Origin of the sequence: Streptomyces sp. NPDC050145 (genome assembly GCF_044460245.1) — a bacterium.
GTDB lineage: Bacteria > Actinomycetota > Actinomycetes > Streptomycetales > Streptomycetaceae > Streptomyces.
Genome location: NZ_JBITJS010000008.1, coordinates 283,766 through 305,320 on the forward strand (window position 1 = coordinate 283,766; position 21,555 = coordinate 305,320).

At 71.6% G+C, this 21,555-nt stretch carries 15 protein-coding genes; 6 read left to right on the plus strand and 9 right to left on the minus strand.

Annotation, left to right across the window (positions count from 1 at the left end):
* The first annotated feature begins 144 nt into the window (after positions 1-144).
* On the plus strand, positions 145-1,212 hold the full coding sequence (locus ACIBTU_RS18430) for an SUKH-4 family immunity protein (RefSeq protein ID WP_399127286.1): 1,068 nt from the start codon (positions 145-147) through the stop codon (positions 1,210-1,212).
* 11 nt (positions 1,213-1,223) lie between these two features.
* On the opposite strand, the gene ACIBTU_RS18435 is transcribed toward ACIBTU_RS18430, so the two are convergent.
* The 9 genes from ACIBTU_RS18435 to ACIBTU_RS18475 all read right to left on the minus strand — a co-directional run bounded on the left by ACIBTU_RS18435 (position 1,224) and on the right by ACIBTU_RS18475 (position 13,351).
* Complete coding sequence (locus tag ACIBTU_RS18435) at positions 1,224-2,126, minus strand: LysR family transcriptional regulator (protein ID WP_399127287.1); 903 nt, start codon at positions 2,124-2,126, stop codon at positions 1,224-1,226.
* A gap of 22 nt (positions 2,127-2,148) precedes the next feature.
* The gene (locus tag ACIBTU_RS18440; protein WP_399127288.1) at positions 2,149-3,345 is read right to left on the minus strand and encodes a glycine C-acetyltransferase; all 1,197 of its coding nucleotides are present in this window, start codon (positions 3,343-3,345) and stop codon (positions 2,149-2,151) included.
* Between the two features lie 41 nt (positions 3,346-3,386).
* A complete protein-coding gene (gene tdh, locus ACIBTU_RS18445; protein WP_399127289.1) occupies positions 3,387-4,415 on the minus strand; it encodes an L-threonine 3-dehydrogenase in 1,029 nt (342 codons plus the stop codon).
* Between the two features lie 204 nt (positions 4,416-4,619).
* A complete protein-coding gene (locus ACIBTU_RS18450; protein WP_399127290.1) occupies positions 4,620-5,816 on the minus strand; it encodes a Gfo/Idh/MocA family protein in 1,197 nt (398 codons plus the stop codon).
* Between the two features lie 116 nt (positions 5,817-5,932).
* Positions 5,933-8,140, minus strand: coding sequence for a right-handed parallel beta-helix repeat-containing protein (locus ACIBTU_RS18455; RefSeq protein WP_399127291.1), 2,208 nt, complete (start codon positions 8,138-8,140; stop codon positions 5,933-5,935).
* A gap of 50 nt (positions 8,141-8,190) precedes the next feature.
* The gene (locus ACIBTU_RS18460; RefSeq protein WP_399127292.1) at positions 8,191-9,654 is read right to left on the minus strand and encodes a M1 family metallopeptidase; all 1,464 of its coding nucleotides are present in this window, start codon (positions 9,652-9,654) and stop codon (positions 8,191-8,193) included.
* A complete protein-coding gene (locus tag ACIBTU_RS18465; protein ID WP_399127293.1) occupies positions 9,651-11,324 on the minus strand; it encodes a hypothetical protein in 1,674 nt (557 codons plus the stop codon). Before ACIBTU_RS18465 ends, ACIBTU_RS18460 begins: the two co-directional genes overlap by 4 nt.
* 70 nt (positions 11,325-11,394) lie before the next feature.
* Positions 11,395-12,255: a carbohydrate ABC transporter permease gene (locus tag ACIBTU_RS18470; protein WP_399127385.1), complete on the minus strand. Its 861-nt coding sequence runs from the start codon at positions 12,253-12,255 to the stop codon at positions 11,395-11,397.
* 106 nt (positions 12,256-12,361) lie between these two features.
* Complete coding sequence (locus ACIBTU_RS18475; RefSeq protein WP_399127294.1) at positions 12,362-13,351, minus strand: ABC transporter permease; 990 nt, start codon at positions 13,349-13,351, stop codon at positions 12,362-12,364.
* Between the two features lie 270 nt (positions 13,352-13,621).
* On the opposite strand from ACIBTU_RS18475, the gene ACIBTU_RS18480 reads away from it, so the two are divergent.
* The 5 genes from ACIBTU_RS18480 to ACIBTU_RS18500 all read left to right on the plus strand — a co-directional run bounded on the left by ACIBTU_RS18480 (position 13,622) and on the right by ACIBTU_RS18500 (position 21,511).
* The gene (locus tag ACIBTU_RS18480) at positions 13,622-14,692 is read left to right on the plus strand and encodes a hydroxyacid dehydrogenase (protein WP_399127295.1); all 1,071 of its coding nucleotides are present in this window, start codon (positions 13,622-13,624) and stop codon (positions 14,690-14,692) included.
* A gap of 110 nt (positions 14,693-14,802) precedes the next feature.
* A complete protein-coding gene (locus ACIBTU_RS18485; protein ID WP_399127386.1) occupies positions 14,803-15,903 on the plus strand; it encodes a LacI family DNA-binding transcriptional regulator in 1,101 nt (366 codons plus the stop codon).
* 312 nt (positions 15,904-16,215) lie between these two features.
* Positions 16,216-17,706, plus strand: a complete 1,491-nt coding sequence (locus tag ACIBTU_RS18490) for a M60 family metallopeptidase (RefSeq protein WP_399127296.1) — start codon at positions 16,216-16,218, stop codon at positions 17,704-17,706.
* A 61-nt stretch (positions 17,707-17,767) separates the two neighbouring features.
* Positions 17,768-19,096 (plus strand): M60 family metallopeptidase, encoded by a 1,329-nt coding sequence (locus ACIBTU_RS18495; protein WP_399127297.1) that lies wholly within the window; start codon positions 17,768-17,770, stop codon positions 19,094-19,096.
* An 18-nt stretch (positions 19,097-19,114) separates the two neighbouring features.
* On the plus strand, positions 19,115-21,511 hold the full coding sequence (locus tag ACIBTU_RS18500) for a polysaccharide lyase 8 family protein (protein WP_399127298.1): 2,397 nt from the start codon (positions 19,115-19,117) through the stop codon (positions 21,509-21,511).
* The last annotated feature ends 44 nt before the right edge of the window (positions 21,512-21,555 follow it).

Sequence of the window (21,555 nt, forward strand, 5' to 3'; positions counted from 1 at the left end):
GGACAGGGTGCATCTCCCCCGTCGCCGCCGTGCCCATACCTGTCGTCCGGTCGGCGGGCGGGAATGTCAGAGGCGGCGTCTAGCGTGGGGGCGTTGGTGATCAACAATGCGGGGAGGGTGGCGAGGGTGCGGGAATCGGCGCTGATGAGCTTGCGGGAGGTGTCCTCGCGTATCGCCGGGATGGACGTGCTGGGGGATCTGCTGAGCGAGGGGCAGACCGCGCACCACATCGTGCGGGACCCGGAGACGGGGCGCGTGTACTCGACGGACTCGTACGATCCGCCCGACGAGATGTACCCCCTGGCCCCCTCCGCGGAGGCGCTGCGCCGGATGCGCGACGCCGTGTCGGACTTCGGGGCGCTGAGAGGGCCGTTCGCCGGGCTGCGGGGGCGGTTCGGGCTCGGGGCGGTCAAGGAGGCCGCAAGATTGCTGAGCTCGGCCTTCGTCGAGGAGGACTGGGGCACGGACGGCTGGGATCTCGCGGAGGAGGGCCCGGAGGATTGGGCTCAGGGGCTGCCGGCGGTGTGGCGCATCCAGGCCTGTGTGAAGCCGCTGGCGTTGATCGCGGGGCCCGGGCAGGGGCTGCGGATGGATCTGGCGGCGGACGTGCTCACGAACATCTTCGGGGCGGAGGGGGTCCAGCGGTTCACACCTGAGGAACTGCCGGAGGCGCTGACGCACGAGCCGACGCGGCGGTTCCTGACGGAGGTGGGGCTGCCGATGGTCGATCCGCTGGTGTGGCCCTGCGGCAGCGAGGGCGACCCGCTGCTCAGCGCGGTCGACAGCCGGAGAGCGGCGGAGCAGGACCCACGGCTGCGGCACCTCTACGAGGACGGCGAGCGCACCCCGCTCGTGGCCGACGCCGACCGGTACGTGGTCCTCGCGCGCACCGCCCAGGATCTGGACGTGCTGGTCGACGGCCGGACCGGGGAGATCCATCACGCGCCGTATCCGCTCGACGAGCTGACGCCGATGAACGCCGACGTCTCCACCCTGGTGTTCGCCCTGTGGATGTACGGCACGGTCGAGGCGCTGGAGAAGCCCTACGCCCTCAAGGGGGACGACACCGACTCCCACTACCACTTCCTGGCCGACGCCATGGTCGAGGTACTGGAGTCCGTCGACCCCGTGGCATGCCTGCCGGAGACCGGTCCCGAGGACTACCGGTACTGGCCGGAGGTCTGGCACGACGCGGCCGGCGGAGTGCTGTAGGCGGGACGGCGTCAGCCCCGCGCCGCCTCGCCCAGTGCCTCCAGGACCGGCCGGATCAGCGGATGCGCCTCCGCCCCGTGGCGGACCGCCGCGAAGACCTTGCGGGTGGGGGCCGAGCCGTCGATGGGGCGGACGACCGTCTGGGCGAGGTCGACGCCGATGAGAGCGGAGCGCGGGACGAGGGCGACGCCCGCGCCCGCCGCCGCGAGGGCGATGACGGCGCGGAAGTCGTCGGAGGAGTGCTCGAACTGGGGGGAGAAGCCGGCGTGCTCGCAGGCGAGGACCACCACGTCGTGGCACGGGTTGCCGGGGTACGGCCCGATCCAGGTGTCCTTGGCCAGCTCGGCGAGCGGCACGCGCTCCGTGTCCGCGAGCCGGTGTGCGGCGGGCAGCACCGCGTCGAAGGGCTCCGCGTAGAGCGCGACGCGGGTGATCCGGTCGTCGTCCGCGCCGGGGGCGCCCCGGTACTCGACGGCGACGGCCACGTCGATCTGCCGTTCGAGGAGCAGCGGCAGGCTGGCGTCGCCCTCGGCGTCCCGCACCCGGACGCGGATGCCGGGGGCGGACTCAGCGAGGCGGGCGAGGGCCGGGCCGACGACGAGGCCGATGCCGGTCGCGAAGGAGGCCAGGGTGACGGTCCCCGCCTCGCCCGTGCTGTAGGCGGCGAGCTCGGCCTCGGCCTTCTCCAGCTGGGCGAGCACCGCGTTGGTGTGCGTCAGCAGGATCTCGCCGGCCGGGGTGAGCCGGACGCCGCGGGCGCCGCGCTCGACGAGCTTGTGCCCGGTCTCCTGCTCCAGGGCCGTCAGCTGCTGCGAGACGGCCGAGGGGGTGAGATAGAGCGCGGCGGCAGCCGCGGTCACGGTCCGGTGGTCGGCCACCGCCCGGAGGATGTGCAGCCGCCGCGCTTCGATCATGTACCCGATTGTCGCAAACCGGTCAGCCGAGCTGGGCGCGGGCCTCGACGAAGGCGTCGACGGCGCGGTTCACGTCCTCCGTGGAGTGCGCGGCCGACAGCTGGACGCGGATACGGGCCTGGCCCTGCGGCACGACCGGGTAGGAGAAGCCGATCACGTAGACGCCGCGCTCGAGGAGCAGCTCGGCCATGCGGCCCGCGACGGCCGCGTCGCCGATCATGACGGGGGCAATGGCGTGGTCGCCGGGGAGGATGTCGAAGCCCTCCTCCGTCATCCGGGTGCGGAACAGCTTGGTGTTCGCGGCGAGCTGTTCGCGCAGGTCACCGGCGGACTCCAGGAGGTCGATGACCTTCAGGGAGGCGGCGGTGATGACCGGGGCGAGGCTGTTGGAGAACAGGTAGGGGCGCGAGCGCTGGCGCAGCAGGGCGACGATCTCGGCGCGGGCGGCGACGTAGCCGCCGGAGGCGCCGCCGAGGGCCTTGCCGAGGGTGCCGGTGATGATGTCGACGCGGTCCATGACGCCGTGCAGTTCGGGGGTGCCGCGGCCGCCGGGGCCGACGAAGCCGACGGCGTGCGAGTCGTCGACCATGACCATGGCCTCGTAGCGCTCGGCGAGGTCGCAGATGTCGACGAGGGGGGCGACGTAGCCGTCCATGGAGAAGACGCCGTCGGTGACGATGAGCTTGCGGCGCGCGCCGGCCTCGTCGGCGGCCTTGAGCTGGGCCTCGAGGTCGGCCATGTCGCGGTTGGCGTAGCGGAAGCGCTTGGCCTTGCTGAGGCGGATGCCGTCGATGATCGAGGCGTGGTTGAGGGCGTCGGAGATGACCGCGTCCTCGGCGCCGAGGATCGTCTCGAAGACGCCGCCGTTGGCGTCGAAGCAGGAGGAGTAGAGGATCGTGTCCTCCTGGCCGAGGAAGGAGGACAGGCGCGCCTCCAGCTCCTTGTGGACCTCCTGGGTGCCGCAGATGAAGCGGACGGACGCCATGCCGTAGCCCCAGCGGTCGAGGGCGGCGTGGCCGGCGGCGATGACCTCGGGGTGGTCGGCGAGGCCGAGGTAGTTGTTGGCGCAGAAGTTGAGGACCTCGCCGGGGCGGCCGCCCGCGGTCACGCCGACGGTGGCGGACTGGGGGGTGCCGATGACGCGCTCGGGCTTGTGCAGCCCGGCGGCGACGATCTCGTCGAGGGTGGTCTGGAGGTCGGCGCGTACGTTGTCGAACATGGTCGGAAGTCCTTGTCAGCGAGAGGAGTTCGGGCGGAGGGTCAGACGGACCAGTCGAGGATGACCTTGCCGCCCTTGCCGCTGGCCGCGTCCTCGAACGCCGCGTCGAAGTCGGTGTACGCGTAGCGGCCGGTGATGACGGGGGCGAGGTCGAGGCCGGCCTCGAGGAGGACCGACATCGCGTACCAGGTCTCGAACATCTCGCGGCCGTAGATGCCCTTGATGGTGATCATCGAGGTGACGATCCGGGCCCAGTCGACGGCGAACTCCTGCGAGGGCAGGCCCAGCATGGCGATCTTGCCGCCGTGGGTCATGTTGGCGAGCATGTCGCGCATCGCGTGGGGGTTGCCGGACATCTCCAGGCCGATGTCGAAGCCCTCGCGCAGGCCGAGCTCGCGCTGGCCGTCGGCGATGGAGGACTGCGCCACGTTCAGGGCCAGGCTGACGCCGACCTTGCGGGCGAGCTCGAGGCGCTCCTCGCTGACGTCGGTGACGACGACGTTGCGGGCGCCGGCGTGCTTGGCGACGGCGGCGGCCATGAGGCCGATCGGGCCCGCGCCGGTGATCAGGACGTCCTCGCCGACGAGCGGGAAGGACAGGGCGGTGTGCACGGCGTTGCCGAACGGGTCGAAGATCGCGGCGACGTCGAGGTCGACGGGGACGCGGTGCACCCACACGTTGGAGGCGGGCAGCGCGACGTACTCGGCGAAGGCGCCGTCGCGGCCGACACCGAGGCCGACGGTGGCGCGGCACAGGTGGCGGCGGCCGGCGAGACAGTTGCGGCACTTGCCGCAGACGAGGTGGCCCTCGCCGCTGACGCGGTCGCCGATGTTGATGTCGCTGACGTCGCGGCCGGTCTCGACGACCTCGCCGACGAACTCGTGGCCGAGGACGAGCGGGGCCTGGATGGTCGACTGCGCCCAGCCGTCCCAGCTGCGGATGTGCAGGTCGGTGCCGCAGATGCCGGTGCGCAGCACCTTGATCAGCACGTCGCCGGGGCCGATGGAGGGGTCGGGCACGTCGGTCAGCCAGAGTCCCGGTTCGGCCTTCTCCTTGACCAGCGCCTTCATCGGTTCGGCTCCTGTCGTCGCGCACGCGGGCAGCACGCAGCGGCCCGCACACGGGGAAGAGTGAGTGGAGGTGGCGGCCGTCGGGCCGCCGCCCCGGACTCTTCCGTACCACGGCGGCTCAGGTCCATCGAGGATTTCTTAAGCGGCGCCGAAGCTTTCCTACAGGCCCGGGCCGTCACGCCCGGGCCGTCCGCTCGTTCGGCCCTATCGGGTCTGGCCGCCCTCGAAGTAGGCGACGAGCTCGGGGTCGAGCGGCGGGACCTCTCGGGGGGTGCCGCCGGCGCGGAGGGACTCGGTGGCGCGGACGCCCGCGGCGACGGCCATGCGGGCGGCGACGGGCGAGGTGTCGGTGGTGCCGCCGTCCCGGACGAAGCGGAGGAACTCGTCGATGAGGAGCGGGTCGGCGCCCCCGTGTCCGGCGTTGTCCTCGGCGGCCGGGACCGGGTACGCGGCGTCGGGCTCGTCGCGGTAGGTGGAGCGGCGGGTGTTCCAGACCTTGACCACTCCCCCGGGCCCGTCGCCGAAGTTCTCCAGGCGGCCCGCGTCGCCGATGACGGTGTAGTTGCGCCAGTAGTCGGGGGTGAAGTGGCACTGCTGGTAGGCGGCGAGGACGCCGTTGTCGAGACGCATGTTGACGAGGGAGACGTCCTCGACGTCGATGACGGGGTTGAGGCCGCGCTGGGTGGCGGGCGGCCAGTGGCCGTCCTTCGTGTACCAGTCCTCGTGCTTGGGCTCGCCGGGCTCGCGGCGGTGCGGGTTGTCTCCGTAGACCATGAGGTCGCCGAGGGCCTGGACCTGGCGGGTGTAGCCGCCGGCGAGCCAGTGCAGGACGTCGATGTCGTGGGCGGCCTTCTGGAGCAGCAGGCCGGTGGTGTACTGCCGTTCGGCGTGCCAGTCCTTGAAGTACCAGTCGCCGCCGTAGCCGACGAAGTGGCGTACCCAGACGGTCTTGACCTCGCCGATCTCGCCGCGGGCGATGATGTCGCGCATGAGGCGGACGACGGGCATGTGGCGCATGTTGTGGCCGACGTAGAGGCGGGAGCCGGTCGCGTGGGCGGTGCGCAGGAGTTCGTCGCAGCGTTCGACGCTGATGTCGAGGGGCTTCTCCACGAAGACGGGCTTGCCGGCCTCCAGGGCCTCGCGGGCGACGTCGGCGTGGGTGTGGTCGGGGGTGAGGACGAGGATGGCGTCGACGTCGGGGTCCTCGACGACCTTCTTGTGGTCACTGGAGACGAGTGCGCCGGGGAAGGCTAGCGCCGCCTCCGTCCGCGCGGCGGCGTCGTGATCGGCGAGCGCGGTGACCCGGGAGCCGGCGCCGGGCCGGTGCGCGGTGCGCGCGATCGAGCCGCGCAGTCCGTAGCCGAGGACGCCGAGGCGCAGGTCGGAGGGGGCGTCGGTCATGGAGTAACCGCCTTTCCTGTACGGGGTGTTGGTGCGGTCGGCGTAGGGAGCATGGAAACACGGGGCGTCGCGGACCCGCCGAACCGGTCCGCGACGCCCCTTGCGCTGCTGTCGTGTCAGGGGTGGACGAGGACGTGGGAGAGGGCGACGCGGCCGGTGCCGGTGACCCGGATGCGGACGTAGCGGGCCTCGGTGTCCGTGTCGAGGACGGTGGGGCGCAGGGGCTTGCCGGTGACGTGGACGGTGGTCGCGTCGGAGAAGTCGGCCGACGTGGCGAGCTGGACCTCGAAGTCGGTGGTGGTCATGGAGCTGTTGTTCCAGACCTCGACCTGTCCGACGTGCTGTGCGGAGCCGAGGTCGACCTGCCACCAGGCGCCGGCCTCGGAGAGGGTGCGGGTGTCGGAGTTGGTGTCGCCGTCGGTGGCCTTGTCGGCGGTGGCGGTGCCGTCGGTGGAGGACTGGGTGGCGGTGCCCGTGCGGGCCAGGTCGGGCCGGAGCTGCCGGACCTTCTCGCGGCCGTCGGCGCCGGCGGCCTCGGCGACCTTGACGGCTTCGGCGGGCAGGTGGTCGAGGCGGGTGAAGTTGTCGGTCATGGTGGAGCCGCGTCCGGAGAGGGCCGGGGCCTCGGTGTCGGTCCAGTTGCCGGTGGCGTGGTTGTCGATGCCGTAACCGGCCCAGTTGGAGACCCACTTGTAGCCGACGCGGGTGATGACGTTGCCGGTGACGGCGATGTGGCTGGACTGTTCGTCGAGGTAGACGCCGTTGCCGTCGCGCTCGGTGTTGCCGTGGGCGCTGCGGTCGATGTAGTTGCCGGAGATCACGGTGCCGGGCTGGGCGCCCTGGGTGTAGATGGCCGCGCCGTCGTGCTGGTCGTGGCGGACGAGCATGACGTCGGTGATCCGGTTGTTGGTGATGCGGTTGTCGCGCAGGACGGAGGTCTGGGCCTCGGGCTGGTTCCAGCCCCAGCCGACGGAGATACCGGAGTAGGGCAGCTCTTCGAGGGTGTTGTGGTCGATGACGGTCTCGGCCTCGTAGCCGGCCCAGATGCCGACGGAGTCGGTGTACTCGACGCCGGTGCGGCGGATGGTGTTGCGCTCGATCGTGTTGCGGGCGCCGGTGAGTTCGGCGGTCGGCATGGGTTCGGTGTCGCCGATGTAGGCGGCGCCGGAGGACAGGTCGGTGAAGCGGTTGCGGGCGAGGGCGGAGTCCTGGGTGCCCTGCTCGAAGACGACGCCGGCGCCGCCGAGCCTGCTGAACTTGTTGCCTTCCACGGTGACGTCGCGGCCGCCGCGGACGGTGAGGGCGGCGGCGGGCTTGGTGTAGAAGCGGCCCGCGTGGTCGACGGGGCCGGTGGCGCCGGTCAGGGTGAGTCCGGCCTGCATGCCGGCGTAGCCCTCGTCGGTGTTCGGCTGCTGGTAGGCGGAGTAGGCGAAGCCGAGGCCGGAGAGGTGGACGTCGTGGGCGCCGTCGAGGACGAGCAGGCCCTCGGTGACCGGGGTGACGGTCCGGGAGCGGCGCGGGTCCTCGCCCTGGCGGGGCAGGTAGGTGACGGTGCGGTCGGCGGAGTTCCACACGAACTCGCCTGGCTGGTCGAGGAGTTCGGGGGCATTCTCGAAGAAGGCGACCTTGCTGTAGCGCGAGGAGTCGACGGTGGTGGAGTCCCAGGCGGGCCCGGTGCGGTTGGTCCCGGACGCCGAGTTGGTCCAGCAGGGCTGGGCGAAGGTCATGACGTCGCCGGTGACGGCGGTGATGCGGCAGTGGTAGTTGCGCCAGCGGACGCTGATGACGGCCTCGGCGTCGGTGGGCCTGGACCACTTCGCGATGCCGGTCTTCTCGGCGCCGGTCATGCCGGTCTTGGTGGCGTCGCACACGGAGGCGGCGCAGGACTCGCCGCGGGCCCGGACGGCCCGCTCGCCGTCGACGAACAGCTGGCGCGGGGTGATGCCCTCGGGCACCTTCGTGGTCCAGGTGCCGTCGTCGTTCACGGTCCAGCCGGTGAGGGCGCGGCCGCCGGAGAGCACGGGGTCGGCGCCCTGTGCGGCGGCCCAGGTGACGCCGGAGTCCTCCTTGCCGAGCTTGAGCGGCCTGCTCAACTCGTAAGTTCCGTCGGCGAGTTCGACGCGTACGGACCGGTCCGCGATCGTACGGGCGAGGTCGCGGGCGCCCTCCACCGAGCAGGGGTGTCCTACGGTGCAGTCGGTGCCGGAGCCCTGCGGTGCGGCGTGCAGGGTCAGGGGCGCCGGGTCGGCGTGCGCGGCGGGCAGCGGTGTCAGGGCGAGTGCGGCGCCGGCCAGGAACGCGGCCGCGGCGGTGCGGGCTCTCATGCGGTGACCTTTCCTCACGGTCTTTCTCGGGGAGGGGTGCGCGTTCCGCCTCACGCGGCGGCCGTCCAGTCGGGGTGTCCGGGCATCGGCGGGTTCTTCGCGCCGAACAGCCAGTCCCGCAGGAACGCGTCGAGGGAGCGGTCCCCGGACATGTCGACGGCGTGCTTGATGAAGTCCTCGCTGGTGACGGTGCGATCCTTGAAGCGGCGCGGCCACTGCCCCATGATCAGGTCGAACTTCCGCTGCCCGACCTGCTGTTGGAGCGCGTAGAGGACGAGGGCGCCGCCGTCGTAGATGTTCGTGCCGCCGAGGGCCTTGGGGAGTCCGGGCGGGCCGTCCTTGGCCCGGACGGCGTCGAGCTTGGCGTAGGTGGCCTTCATCTTGTCGGCCATGACGGACCAGCCGCGCTCCTCGCTGTGCAGGGCGGCGTAGTACACGGCGGGCCCCTCGTTGAGCCAGGCCTGCTGCCAGTCGTCCGGGGTGACGCTGTCGCCGAACCACTGGTGGGTCAGCTCGTGCACCATCGTGTTCTCGTACGTGGGGTTGCCGTCGGCGTTGAGCTTGAACCAGTTGGTGCCCATGAGGGTGAGCGTCGAGTTCTCGAGGGCGTCGGTGTAGCCGTCGTAGATGTGGAGGCCGTACACGGAGAAGGGGTAGCGGCCGAACTTGGCCTCCAGCCAGGCGAGATGGTCCGGGGTGCGGGCCACGATCGGGCCGTACTTGTCCTCCTGGCCCTGCGGGACGATGTGGCGCAGGGGCAGGCCGGTGTGCGAAGTGCCGTACAGGTAAGTGCCCTTGACGACGGCGATGCCGAGCAGTTCGGTGGGCATGCGCTCGCGCAGGGCGAAGTGCCAGACGGTGGAGCCGTCGGCGCGCTTGTCCTTGCCGGTCAGTTCACCGTTCGCGGCGGCCACGAAGCCGTCGGGCGCCGAGAGGTGGAAGGTCCAGGTGGCCTTGTCGGACGGGGTGTCGTTGCAGGGCAGGAAGGTGTCGGCGCGGGAGGACTGCACGGCGGACGCGAAGCCGCCGTCGCTGCCGAACCGCCAGCCGGTCAGGCCGGCGCGGGGCGCCTTGCCGTTGCCGCGGTAGGCGACGGTGACGGTGAACGGGGTGTCCTTGTGCAGCGGGGCGGCCGGGGTGACGGTCAGCTCCTGCCCGGACTTGCCGAGGGAGAGGGCGTGTGCGGCGGTGCGGCCGTTCACGGTGACGGACTCGATGGTGTGGCCGTCGGTGTCGAGGTTGAACGCGGAGAGGTCCTGGGTGGCGCGCGCGTTCATCTTCACGACGCCGGTGAAGTCGTAGGTGACCGGCGTGAAGTCGAAGGTGAGGTCGTAGTGGACGACCTCGTAGCCGCCGTTGCCGAGGGTCGGGAACAGGGGGTCGCCGACGCCGTCGGAGCCGGGCTTCGGGTCGAAGCCGGTCGTGCCGGTCGCCCAGGCGGGCGCGGCGAACAGGGGGACGGCGAGCGCGGCGACGCCGGCGCCCTTGAGGAGGGTGCGTCGGGTGGTGGTCACTTCTTGCCCTTCTGCGAGGCCTGCTCGAACTCGGCGCGGCAGGTGTCGCCGCCGGCGTTGCGCCACTTCTTGACCATGGCGTCGTAGGAGGACATGGGCTTGCGGCCGGTGACGATGTCCTTGACGCCGTCGCTGTGGATGGTGTTGAGGCTGCCGAGGCCCTTGGAGTCCCAGGTGGGCGACGTGTACGCGAGCGTGGGCTCGTCGATCAGCAGCGGGATGAGCTTGGTGTAGGCCTCGTGCACGTGACGGGTCGCGTCGGAGCTCGTCGCGCTGAAGAAGGCGGGCGTCGCGGAGCCCAGGAAGCCCCAGGGGACCGTGGTGTCCTGGGTGCCCTGCTTGGTGAGGACGGGTGTGCCGTCCTTGTCTCGCTGGTGGTCGACGCCCTCGACTCCGTACTTGATGAGGGTGTACTCGACGGTGCCGAAGGGCGAGGCCGCGAAATCGGCCAGCCGGAGGATCTCCTTGACCCTCTTGTCGTCCGCCTTCGTGACGAAGCAGTAGGACAGGGCGGTGTTGTTGGTCCAGACGACCGCGTCCCCACCGACCGGGACCATGGGACGCACGTCGAAGGACTTGTCGATGGCGGCCATCGTGTCCACGTATCCGGTACCGGGGGTCAGATAGGCCGGCATCCCGTCGGATACGTAGGCGCCCTTGCCGTTCTTGAACAGGTCCGTGTACTGCGCCTTCTGGGCGCCGGACATCTGGACGGTGCCCGGGTAGTAGCAGCCCTCCTTGTAGAGCTTCGCCGCGATCTCGACGGAGTGGCGGTACTTGTCGTCCTCCAGTTGATAGGTCCACTTGCCGGTCTTCGTGTCGTGCTTCCAGGACGACTGCGCGCCCAGCGACTGCGCGAGGAGCGTGCCGGCGCCGCTGATGAAGAAGTACCGGTCCTTCTTCTCGTCCGTGATGTCCTTGGCGAGTTCGACGAGCCGCTCGACGCTGTCGATCTCGTCGAGGCTGGACACGCCCGCCTCCTTGAAGAGGTCGGCCCGGTAGAAGCCGGCTCCGGCCGTGCCGTTGCGGGTCAGCGGAATCCCGTACAGCTTCCCGCCGAAGATCGCCCCCTGCCAGGCGTACTCCGGGATCGCCGCCAGGTTCGGGTAGTCCTTGACCTTGTCGCCGGACAGGTGCGGGCCGAGGTCGACGCACTTGGCCTGGAGGAACCCGGCCTTGTTGTCGACGCCGCCGGTCTCCGGGTACATGAAGATGTCGGGGAGCTGGTCGCCGGCGACCATCGTGGAGAACTTCGCCGGGTAGTCGTCCGCGGGGACGGCCGTGAAGTCGATCTTGGCGCCGAGCAGCTTCTCGATCTCGCGCCAGGCGGCGTTCTTGCCGCGCTCCGGGGGCAGCGGGGCGAAGGTCTCGGTGACGGCGGTGATCGTCCCGGCGCCCTTGAGGGGGGTGCCCTTCGTGGCGCGGATCGGGTTCGCCGGGTACTTCAGGTAGGCGCTCGGGACGCCGGCTGCGGTGCCGGGCAGGTCGGGGCGGGCGCCGACGTTGCGCACGGCGGTGGTCGGCAGCAGCTTGGCGCTCTTGGCCTCGGCCTTGGCGGCGGTGCCGCCGTCGCCGCACGCGGCGATCAGCGGCGCCGCGGCGACGGCGAGACCGGCGCCCGCACCCCAGCGGAGCACGGTGCGGCGATTGACAGGTGTGGTGCCGGACATCGGGAGACTCCTCAACACGAGGGGACACGGGGACGTTGGGGGGGTGCGGAGCCGTGGTGGCGGGTGCGGGTCAGCCCTTGACGGCGCCGGTGAGGACGCCCTTGGTGAAGAACCGCTGGAGGAACGGGTAGACGAGAAGGATCGGCACGACGGCGATGACGAGGACGGCCATCTGCACGGCCTGCTGCGGGGCGACGGCCTCGCCGGCGGCCGCGGTGTCGAGGTTCTGGCCCTGGAGGATGAAGGTGCGCAGCACCATGGGCAGCGGCCATTTGTCGTTGTCGCCGAGGTAGAGCAGGGCGTTGAAGTACGCGTTCCAGTACGCGACGGCGTAGAAGAGTCCGACGACGGCGATGACCGCCTTGGACAGGGGCAGGACGACCTGGACCAGGGTGCGGAAGTCGCCCGCGCCGTCGACCTTCGCGGCGTCGTAGAGCTCTTCGGGCAGGTTCATGAAGAAGGCCCGCATCACGACGAGGTTGAACGCGCTGACCATGGTGGGGAGCACGAGCGCCGCGAAGGTGTTGTAGAGGCCGAGCTCCTTGACCAGCAGGAAGTTGGGGATGACGCCCGCGTTGAACAGCATGGTGAACAGGGCGGTCATGAGGATGAAGCGGCCGCCGACGATGCCGCGCCGCGAGAGGCCGTACGCCATGCCGATGGTGGCGAGGAGGCTGCACACGGTGCCGACGAGGGTGACGCCGATGCTCACGAACAGGGCGCGGGTCACGCGCCCGCCGGTGAACGCGGTGCGGTAGGCGTCGAGGCTCGGGTGGTCGGGCCACAGGACGAGCCCGTTCGAGCGGATGATGTCGCTCTGCGAGGCGAAACTCGTGCCGATCACGCCGAGCAGCGGGTACGCCACGAGGGTGACGACGAGGACGAGGGCGAGGCCCTTGAGGACGAGGCCGAGCCGGGTGGGCCGCTCCATCCACGGCGGCCGGACCCCGGAGGGGCGCAGTTCCCCGCTGTCGGCCCGGGTGCGTGCCGGGCGCGAGCGGCGCCGCGACTTCGCTGCGGACAGGTCGCCGGACGTGTCAACGGTCAGCACCGCGGTACACCCCTTCATGGCCGAGCCGGTGGGCGAACTTGTTGGCGCCGATGACGAGGATCGTGCCGATCACCGCCTTGACGAGGCCGACGGCGGCCGAGGTGCCCCACTGGTTGTCCCGGATGCCGTGGAAGTAGACGTAGGTGTCGAGGACTTCACCGGCGGCGGGTCCCACGGCGTCGCGCTGGAGCAGGATCTGCTCGAAGCCGACGGTGAGGATGTTGCCGAGGTTGAGGATGAGCAGCAGGACCAGGACCGGGGACAGGCCCGGCAGGGTGACGTGCCAGAAGCGGCTCCACCGCCCGGCGCCGTCCATGGCCGCCGCCTCGTACAGGCCGCGGTCGATGGAGAGGAGGGCGGCGAGGATGATGATGGTGCCCCAGCCGGCGTCCTTCCACATGACCTGGAGGGCGAGCAGCCAGGGGAAGGCGTTCGGGTCGGTCGTCATGTCGTAGCGCGGCAGGCCGAGCGATTCCAGCAGGTCGGGGACGACGCCCGCGCCGCCCAGGATCTGCTGGAAGATCGAGACGATGATGACCCAGCCGATGAAGTGCGGCAGGTAGACGACGCTCTGCACGAAGCGGCGCAGCTTGTCGCTGACGATGCTGTTGAGCAGCAGGGCGAGGCCGATCGGCACGGGGAAGAACAGGACCAGCTGGACGAGCGCGATCTTCAGCGTGTTGCCCGTGGCCGACCAGAAGTCCGGGTCGGCGAAGGCCGTCGTGAAGTTGGTGAAGCCGGTCCAGGCGCTGTGCAGGTAGCCCAGGTAGGGCTGGTAGTCCTGGAACGCCACCATGTAGCCGAGCAGCGGCACGTAGTGGAAGACCACGAAGTACAGGAACCCCGGCAGGCACAGCAGCAGCATCACCTTGTCGCGCTTGAGGCGCTGCCACAGGGACGTGCGGGGTGCCGGGGCCGGTGTACGGGGTGCACGAGGTGTGCGGGGTGCGGCCACGGGTGGCGCTGGAGCAGTCATGAGGCGGTCCTGTTCGGCCGGGTGGCGCAGGAACTGCGTTTCTGCGGCGGCAAGTTAGTAAGCGGTTAACCCCCTCGTCAATAGATCGGAGCAATCCGCTCGTCGGTCCGCCCTGCCCCAGGGCCACCCGCGAGGCCCTCAAAGCCCGCCATTTACGGCATGAATCGGACAGCTTGCCGTCACTCGCGGCCTCGGTGACCTTGACGGTCGTGCCGCGACCTCCTTAGCGTTCCGTCCCGTCATAGAACACGTTTACTGTCCGGAGGCAGGGTGCGTACCACTGACGAGGTGCCGGTCACGGCCGGTGCCGCCGACGCCACACCGCCCCCGCGGCGGCCCCGTACGGTTCTCGCGATGGACGCGTCCGTCGTCGACGACGTCTTCCCGCCCGCGGTGCGGGCCCGGCTCGAGGAGGCCGCGGACATCCGGCCGCCGGGCGCGGTCCGCGACTTCGCCGGCGCCGAGGCGCGGGCCGCGCTGGCCGAGTGCGAGGTGCTGCTCACCGGGTGGGGCTGCCCGCCCATCGACACCGAGGTGCTCGACCAGGCGCCCCTGCTGCGCGCGGTGATCCACGCGGCCGGCACCGTGAAGACGTTCCTGAGCCGCGACGCCTACGTCCGCGGCATCGCCGTGTCCTCGGCCGCCGCGGCGAACGCGATACCCGTCGCCGAGTTCACGCTCGCCGCGATCATCCTCGGCGCCAAACGCGCCTTCCCTCTCGCCCAGCTCTTCCGCACCCGGCGCACCCACCGCACCGACGCGGACCTGCACCGGCACACCTGGCTGGGCACGCACGGCATCACCGTCGGTGTGGTCGGCGCCTCGCACACCGGCCGCCGCGTCGTGCAGCTGCTGCGCTCCCTCGACGCCGAGGTGCTCCTGTACGACCCGTACGTCGGTGACACGGAGGCCGAACTGCTCGGCGCGACCCGCACCGACCTGGACACCCTGGTCGCGACCAGCGACGTGGTGACCCTGCACGCGCCCGCCACCGCCGAGACCCGGCATCTGCTGGACGCCCGGCGCCTCGCTCTGATGCGCCCGGGAGCCCTGCTCGTGAACACCGCGCGCGGCCCGCTCGTCGACACCGAGGCACTCGTCCCGCACCTGGTCGACGGCCGGATCGACGCCGTCCTCGACGTCACCGACCCCGAACCGCTGCCGCCCGCGCACCCGCTCTGGGACCTGCCGAACGTCTTCATCACCCCGCACATGGCGGGCGCCCAGGGCAACGAGGTGGCCCGGCTCGGCGCCCTCGCCGTCGACGAACTGGGCCGCTACGCGCGCGGTGTGCCGCTGAACCATCCGGTGCTTCTGGAGGACCTGGAGCACATCGCGTGAACGGGACGGGGCCGCACGTCATAGGCTCGGGACCGGCCGGGCGGGCACAGGGCGACCGGCCGGAGCGGGTGAACCACGCGGACGGGCACGAGCGGCAGGGGGTGGGGCGGATGTCCCGGCAGGGATCCACATCGGGCGGAACCGGCGCGGGCGCGCAGCGCCGCGCCACCGTCGTGGACGTGGCCAGGCTCGCGGGCGTCTCCACGGCGACCGTCTCCCGCGTCATGAACCGCAACTACCCGGTGGCGGCCGCGACCCGCGAGCGCGTCGAGTCCGCCATGCGCGAGCTCGGCTACGTGGTCAACGCCCACGCCCGCGCCCTGGCCGGCGCCTCCAACCGCACCGTCGGCATCATCGTCAGCGAACTCGTCGACCCGTTCTACGCGTACATCGCGCGCGGCGTCGAGCGGGAGGCCAGCGAGGGCGGCCGGCTCTGCCTGATCTGCTGCCACCAGGGTGATCCGCAGCGCGAGCTCGCCTTCATCGAGCTGATGCACGAGCGGCGCGCGGACGCGGTGGTCCTGGTCGGCGGCAGTGTCGACGACCGGACGTACAAGGCCGAACTGGCCCGGCGGGCCCGCGAGCTGGACGCCGGCGGCTCCAAGCTGGTGCTGTGCGGGCGGCCCTCGCTCGGCGACGACGTGCCGACCGTCGGCGTCGAGTACGACAACGAGGGCGGCGCCTTCGCGCTCACCGACCACCTGATCACCCAGGGGCACGAGCGTATCCTCTACCTCGGCGGACCGCCCGGCCTGTCCACCGCCCACGACCGGCTCGTCGGGCACCGGCGCGCTCTGGAGCTGCGCGGCCTGTCCCGGGACCCGGAGCTCGAACACCCCGGCCCGTTCAGCCGCACCTTCGGCTATCGCAGGATGGCCGAACTGCTGCGGGACGGCCCCTCGTTCACCGCCGTGTTCGGCGCCAACGACAACGTCGCCGCGGGCGCCGCTCAGGCCCTCGAGGAGGCCGGGGTGCGCATCCCGCAGGACATGTCGCTGGTCGGCTACGACGACGTGCCCGTCGCCCAGGAGCTGCGGCCGCGCCTCACGACCGTCCGGATCCCGCTGGAGGAGATGGGCCGGCAGGCGGTGCGGGTCGCCATAGGCGGTGACGACGAGGACGACTGGCGGGCCCCGACGACCGGCACGCTGCGCCTCGGCACGCACATCGTGGTGCGGGACTCGGTCGCACGGGCACCGCGCCGGGGCTGAGCGGCACTCCGAGACCCGGCCGACGTGCTTGGCCCTGTCGGCGTGCTCGATCCTGCCGGCGTACTTGATCCGGCCCGCGTGCTTGATCCTGCCGCCGTGCTCGATCCGGCCCGCGTGCTTGATCCTGCTCGAATCCAGGCCGGTCCACGTAGTAACGAACAGAAACTCGGCGGACCCTCTTGCGGCTGGATAGCAAACGCTTACATGCTGACGCGCAGCCCCACCGCACGTCCCGCTCCTCGCACCGACTTCGTCCCTTCTCACGGGAGTCCCTGGATGCGCCCTGCCCACAAGCCTGTTGCGGTCCCCCACGTGCCCGCCTCCTTCTCCCCGGCCTCCCCCGCCCCCGTCGCCTCCGTCTCCCCGCGCGGCCTCGGTCGTCGTTCGATGCTCGCTGCGCTGGCCGGAGGCGGTGCGGCCCTCGCGCTCGGTGCCGGGAGCGCCGCGGCCGCCCCGTCGGCCGCCCCGTCGGCCGGCCCGGGGGGCACGCTCGGCTCGCTCGGCCCGGTCGGCTCCTCGATCGGCGGGACCGGCACGGAGCGCTGGAACCGGAGCGGTGACACCCTGCTCCTCAAGGCGTTCCCCGACGCCGAGACGGAGCGGATGCGGCTCGCCCGGTCGCTGCGCGCCAGCGAGTTCGTCCCCACCGGTCGCCACGCCGCGCCCGGCGCGACCGTCACCGTCCGGGTGCGGTCGGCCGAGGGCGCGCTGCCCGTGCTGCACGTCGGCACCTTCGACTACTTCAACCCGGTCACCGCCCTCCAGGACCCGCGGGCGTATCCCCTGCGGGAGGGCGTGAACCGGATCACGGACCCCCACGGCGGGCCCGTGTACCTGAGCTTCGCCGGTCACGGACAGCGCGCCGCCGTCACCTTCGTCTCCGGCACCGAGCACATGGCCGTCTTCGAGCTGGGCCGCACCGGCGAGACCGACTTCCAGCGGCAGCTCGACACCATCACCGTGCCCTGGGTCGAACTCGTCACCGACCGCGCCATCCTGACGCTCACCCGCGAGGGCGCGCTGCAGTACCGCGACCAGGACCACGCCGCGCTCATGTCGCTGTTCGACACCATCATCGACTCGCACGACCGGATCAGCGGCCTGGACGGCGGCCGTCCCCTGGACCGCCCGAAGGCCGGCCGCTATCACTTCGTCGAGGTCAGTCAGGTCCCCAAGGGCGTCACCGCCTACGCCTGGCACCACTACAACGGCTTCCCACGCGCCTACATGGACCGGCTGTGCAGCGTCACCAACCTCACCACGCGCGGCTGGGGTCTGTACCACGAGCTCGGCCACCTCAACCAGCAGGCCGCCTATCAGGCCGACTCGCTCACCGAGGTCACGGTCAACATCTACTCGCTCGCCGCGCAGCGCACCCTGGGCCGCCCCTCCAACCTCCTCACCGTCGACCCGAAGACCGGACTCGACTGGTTCCAGTCCGCCCGCGCCAAGCTCGGCACGTCCGGCCTCTCCTACGTCGACGACCTGGGGCCCTACGAAAAGCTCGTCCCGCTGCGGCAGTTGGAGCTCGCCTTCGGCGACGACTTCTGGCCCCGGCTGCACCGGCTGGTCCGCACCGAGCACCAGCACGACGCGCCGGTCGACGACTACAACCACGACCCTCAGGTCGAGGCCGGCCTGTACCGCGCACTCGCCACCTACGCCTCCCGCACCGCGGGCCGCGACCTCACCGACTTCCTCGCCGGCACCTGGGCGATGCCGATCGACGCTCAGGGGCGCGCCGAGATCGCCGCCCTGCGCCTCCCCCGGCCCGACACGGACCCCAGCACGCTGACCGACTGACGTCACCGCGCACCGCATCCTCCCCAGCACCGTACGGATCACCTCAAGGAGACGACACCTCATGCGCACCCCCGCATCCCCGTCCCGCCGTACCGTCCTCGCCTCCGTCGCCGCCGCAGGCGCCGCACTCGCCGTCGGCGGCCCGGCCGCGGGCATCGCCCGGGCCGCCGACGGACCCACCGTGGAACTCGTCGCCCGCCCGTCCGCCGAGACCGAACGGCTCCGGCTCGGACAGGCGCTGCGCGGCTCCGAATTCCAGACCACCGGGCGCTATCTGCCCGCCGCCACCGCGCTCCGCCTCGACGTGCTGCCCTACGACGAGCTCGTGCCCACCCTCTGGGTCGGGCAGTGGGACTACTACGGCGCCGTCACCGAGCCGCGCCGCTATCCGCTCAAGCCGGGCTCGAACACCGTGACCGACCCGCACGGCGGCCCTGTCTACTTCACGCTCGAAGGGCGGGGCGAGCGGGCCGCCGTCAAGCTCAAGGCCGGCTCCTTGCCCATGCCCGTCTTCACCCTGGGCGGCACCGAAGAGGCTGACTACCAGCGACAGTTGGACACCTACACCGACGTCCCGGTCGTCGAGCTGCACGGGCCGCGCTCCATCGTGACGCTCACCCGGGACGGCGCCCTGCTGTACCGCGGCGAGGACCACGCGGCGCTGCTGCGGCTCCTGGAGCAGATCATCGACGCCGAGGCGGCCGTCAGCGGTCTCGACAGCTCGAAGCCGGTGCACCGGCCCAAGGCCGGCGCCTACCACTTCACCGAGGTGTCCAAGGTGCCGACCGGCGTCGGCGCCTACGCGACGCACGGCTACAACGGCTTCCCGCGCGTCTACCTCGACCGGGCCACGACCGTGCAGGGCCTCCTCACCCGCGGCTGGGGGCTGTACCACGAACTCGGGCACCTCCACCAGCAGATGGCGTACAAACCGACCGGCCTCACCGAGGTCACCGTCAACATCTACTCGCTGGCCGTGCAGCGGGCCCTCGGCCAGCGCTCGAACCTGCTGACCGTCGACCCGAAGACGGGGCTCACCTACTTCCAGTCGGCCCAGGCCAAGTTCGGCACGGACGGGCTCACGTACGAGAAGTCCTTCGGCGCCTACGAGAAGCTCGTGCCGCTGCGGCAGCTGGAGCTCGCGTTCGGTGACGACTTCTGGCCTCGGCTCCACAAGCTGGTCCGCGAGGAGAACCCGCAGTCGGACTACACGGAGACCGCCAAGCGGTACCGGGCGCTCGCCACCTACGCGAGCCGGGTCGCCGAGCGCGACCTGACCGACTTCTTCCTCACCACCTGGGCCTTCCCCATCGACGCGCAGGGACGTGCCGAACTGGCCGCCCTGAACCTGCCGAAGCCGTCGGTCGACCCGTCGACCCTGACCGACTGACCCGGAGGACGACCGACCATGGAACTGAGCAGACGCCAGACCCTCGCGCTCGCCGGAGCGGGCGCGGCCACCGCCCTCGTCCCGTTCACGGCCGGCTCCGCCTCCGCCGCGACGTCCGCCGACGATCCCTACGAGCCGCTGCTCGCCCGCGCCGCGCGGCAGTTGACGGGCGGCGCCTTCGACCCGGCCGACCCGGACTTCGCCGCCGCCCTGACCGCCCTGGACACCCAGGCCGCCGTCTGGTGGGGCAAGATCGACACCTCGGCCGGGCGCAAGGCGCTGTGGGCCGACCTGTCCCCCGCCTCCGACCCGGGCATGTTCGGCCAGAGCTACACGCGACTGCGCACCATCGCGACGGCCTGGGCCACCCCGGGCACCTCGCTCACCGGGGACGCGGCGGTGTGCGACGGACTCCTCGACGCGCTGCGCTACCTCAACACCGTCGGGTACAACCCGACGCGCGGCGAGTCCGGCAACTGGTGGTTCTGGGAGATCGGCGCGCCCCGCGCGCTCATGGACACGTGTGTACTGCTGCGCGCCCACCTCCCGGCCGCGGACCTCGACGCGTACCTGAGGACCGTCGCCAAATTCGTCCCCGACGCGGACCGGCGCACCAACTACCCGAGTCTCGCCGAGACGGGCGCCAACCGTGCGGACAAGGCCGTCATCGTCGCCCTGCGCGGCCTGCTCGCCCGCGACCCGGCCGTGCTCGTCAAGGCCCGCGACGGCCTGTCCGACGTCCGGGACAACGGGAAGAACAGCCTCTTCAAGTACGTCACCTCGGGCGACGGCTTCTACCGTGACGGCTCCTTCGTGCAGCACACCTACGTGGCGTACACCGGCACGTACGGCAGCGTGCTGCTCGGCGGTGCGGGCCAGTTGATCGCGCTGCTCGCCGGCTCCGACTGGGCGGTGACCGACCCCTCGGTCGAGGTGCTCTACGCGGCGGTGGAGCGGAGCTTCGGCCCGGTGATCCTCGACGGGCTGATGATGGACGCGGTGCGCGGGCGCGCCATTTCGCGCGACCGGGCCCGGGACCACACGGACGGCGCGGTCACCGTCTCGTACATCCTCCAGCTCGCCGAGGGCGCGCCCGCGGCCTACGCGAGCCGCTGGCGGGCGGCGGCCAAGGGCTGGATCCTGCGCAACAAGGAGACGCCGTACACCCGGCTGGTCGGCATCCCCGCGCTGGCCCGCGCCAAGGCCGTCCTCGACGACCCGGAGGTGTCGCCGGCCGACCGGCTGACGGGGCACTTCGTGCTGGCCGACATGGACCGCGTCGTGCACCGGCGCCCGTCCTGGGCCTGCGCCCTGTCGCTGTCGTCGAAGCGCATCGCCGCGTACGAGGCGGGCAACGGGGAGAACCTGCACGGCTGGTACATCGGCGACGGCATGACGTACGTCTACGACGGCGACGACCTGGACGCCTTCGGCGACTCCTTCTGGCCGACCGTCGACCCGTACCGCCTGCCCGGCACGACGGTCGACACCCGGCCGCGCACCGACCTCGGGACCACGCCCGGCACCGACACCTTCCGCCCGAAGAACGCGGTGGCGGGCGGCGCCGTGCTCGACGCCCGGTACGGCGCGGCCGCGATGGAGCTGATCGCGGACGGGTCGACGCTGCGGGCGAAGAAGGCCTGGTTCCTCCTGGACAACGCCGTCGTCGCGCTCGGTGCTGGCATCACCGCGAGCGACGGCCGCACGATCGAGACGATCGTCGAGAACCGGAACCTGCACGCCGACGGCGCCCCCGCGCTCACCGTCGACGAGGTCGGGCAGCCCACGGAGCAGGGCTGGTCGGCGGAGCTCGACGACGCGGGGTGGGCGCACCTGGAGGGCGTCGGCGGCTACGTCTTCCCCTCCGGCGGCCCGCTGCGCGCGCTGCGCGAGGAGCGCACCGGCAGCTGGCGCTCCATCAACACCGGTGCGGACACGACCGGCGGCACCGACTCGGTCACCCGTCGCTACGCCACCCTCTGGTTCGATCATGGTTCCTCCCCCGACTCCGCTTCCTACTCCTACGTCCTGCTCCCCGGCGCGACCGCGGCGGCCACGCTCGCCTGGTCCCGCTCCCGCCCCGTGCAGGTGCTCGCCAACACCGCCGGAGTCCAGGCCGTCGCCTCCCCGCGGCTCGGCCTGATCGCGGCGCACTTCTGGGCGGCGGGCTCCGTCGAAGGACTCACCTGCGACGGACCGGGCACGGTCCTGGTGTCGCGACGCGACGACGGCATCACCGTCGCGGTCGCCGACCCGGGCCGCACCGCGACGACGCTGACCGTCCGGCTCCCCTTCCCCGTCGACGAGGTGGTCGCCACCGACGACACCGTGACCGTCACCCCCGGCCGCCGGCCGGTGCTCACCGTCCGCGTGGGCGGGTCACACGGCCACACCCACACCGCCCGGCTGCGCTGACCCCGCGTCCGCGCTTCCGTCCGATCTCCACCGTCCGCACGACC

Bases quoted from the DNA above. Each gene is read 5' to 3' on its own strand.
- ACIBTU_RS18430 (WP_399127286.1), top strand. From the start codon at position 145: ATGAGCTTGCGGGAGGTGTCCTCGCGTATCGCCGGGATGGACGTGCTG.
- ACIBTU_RS18435 (WP_399127287.1), bottom strand. From the start codon at position 2,126: ATGATCGAAGCGCGGCGGCTGCACATCCTCCGGGCGGTGGCCGACCAC.
- ACIBTU_RS18440 (WP_399127288.1), bottom strand. From the start codon at position 3,345: ATGTTCGACAACGTACGCGCCGACCTCCAGACCACCCTCGACGAGATC.
- tdh (WP_399127289.1), bottom strand. From the start codon at position 4,415: ATGAAGGCGCTGGTCAAGGAGAAGGCCGAACCGGGACTCTGGCTGACC.
- ACIBTU_RS18450 (WP_399127290.1), bottom strand. From the start codon at position 5,816: ATGACCGACGCCCCCTCCGACCTGCGCCTCGGCGTCCTCGGCTACGGA.
- ACIBTU_RS18455 (WP_399127291.1), bottom strand. From the start codon at position 8,140: ATGAGAGCCCGCACCGCCGCGGCCGCGTTCCTGGCCGGCGCCGCACTC.
- ACIBTU_RS18465 (WP_399127293.1), bottom strand. From the start codon at position 11,324: ATGTCCGGCACCACACCTGTCAATCGCCGCACCGTGCTCCGCTGGGGT.
- ACIBTU_RS18470 (WP_399127385.1), bottom strand. From the start codon at position 12,255: ATGGAGCGGCCCACCCGGCTCGGCCTCGTCCTCAAGGGCCTCGCCCTC.
- ACIBTU_RS18475 (WP_399127294.1), bottom strand. From the start codon at position 13,351: ATGACTGCTCCAGCGCCACCCGTGGCCGCACCCCGCACACCTCGTGCA.
- ACIBTU_RS18485 (WP_399127386.1), top strand. From the start codon at position 14,803: ATGTCCCGGCAGGGATCCACATCGGGCGGAACCGGCGCGGGCGCGCAG.
- ACIBTU_RS18495 (WP_399127297.1), top strand. From the start codon at position 17,768: ATGCGCACCCCCGCATCCCCGTCCCGCCGTACCGTCCTCGCCTCCGTC.
- ACIBTU_RS18500 (WP_399127298.1), top strand. From the start codon at position 19,115: ATGGAACTGAGCAGACGCCAGACCCTCGCGCTCGCCGGAGCGGGCGCG.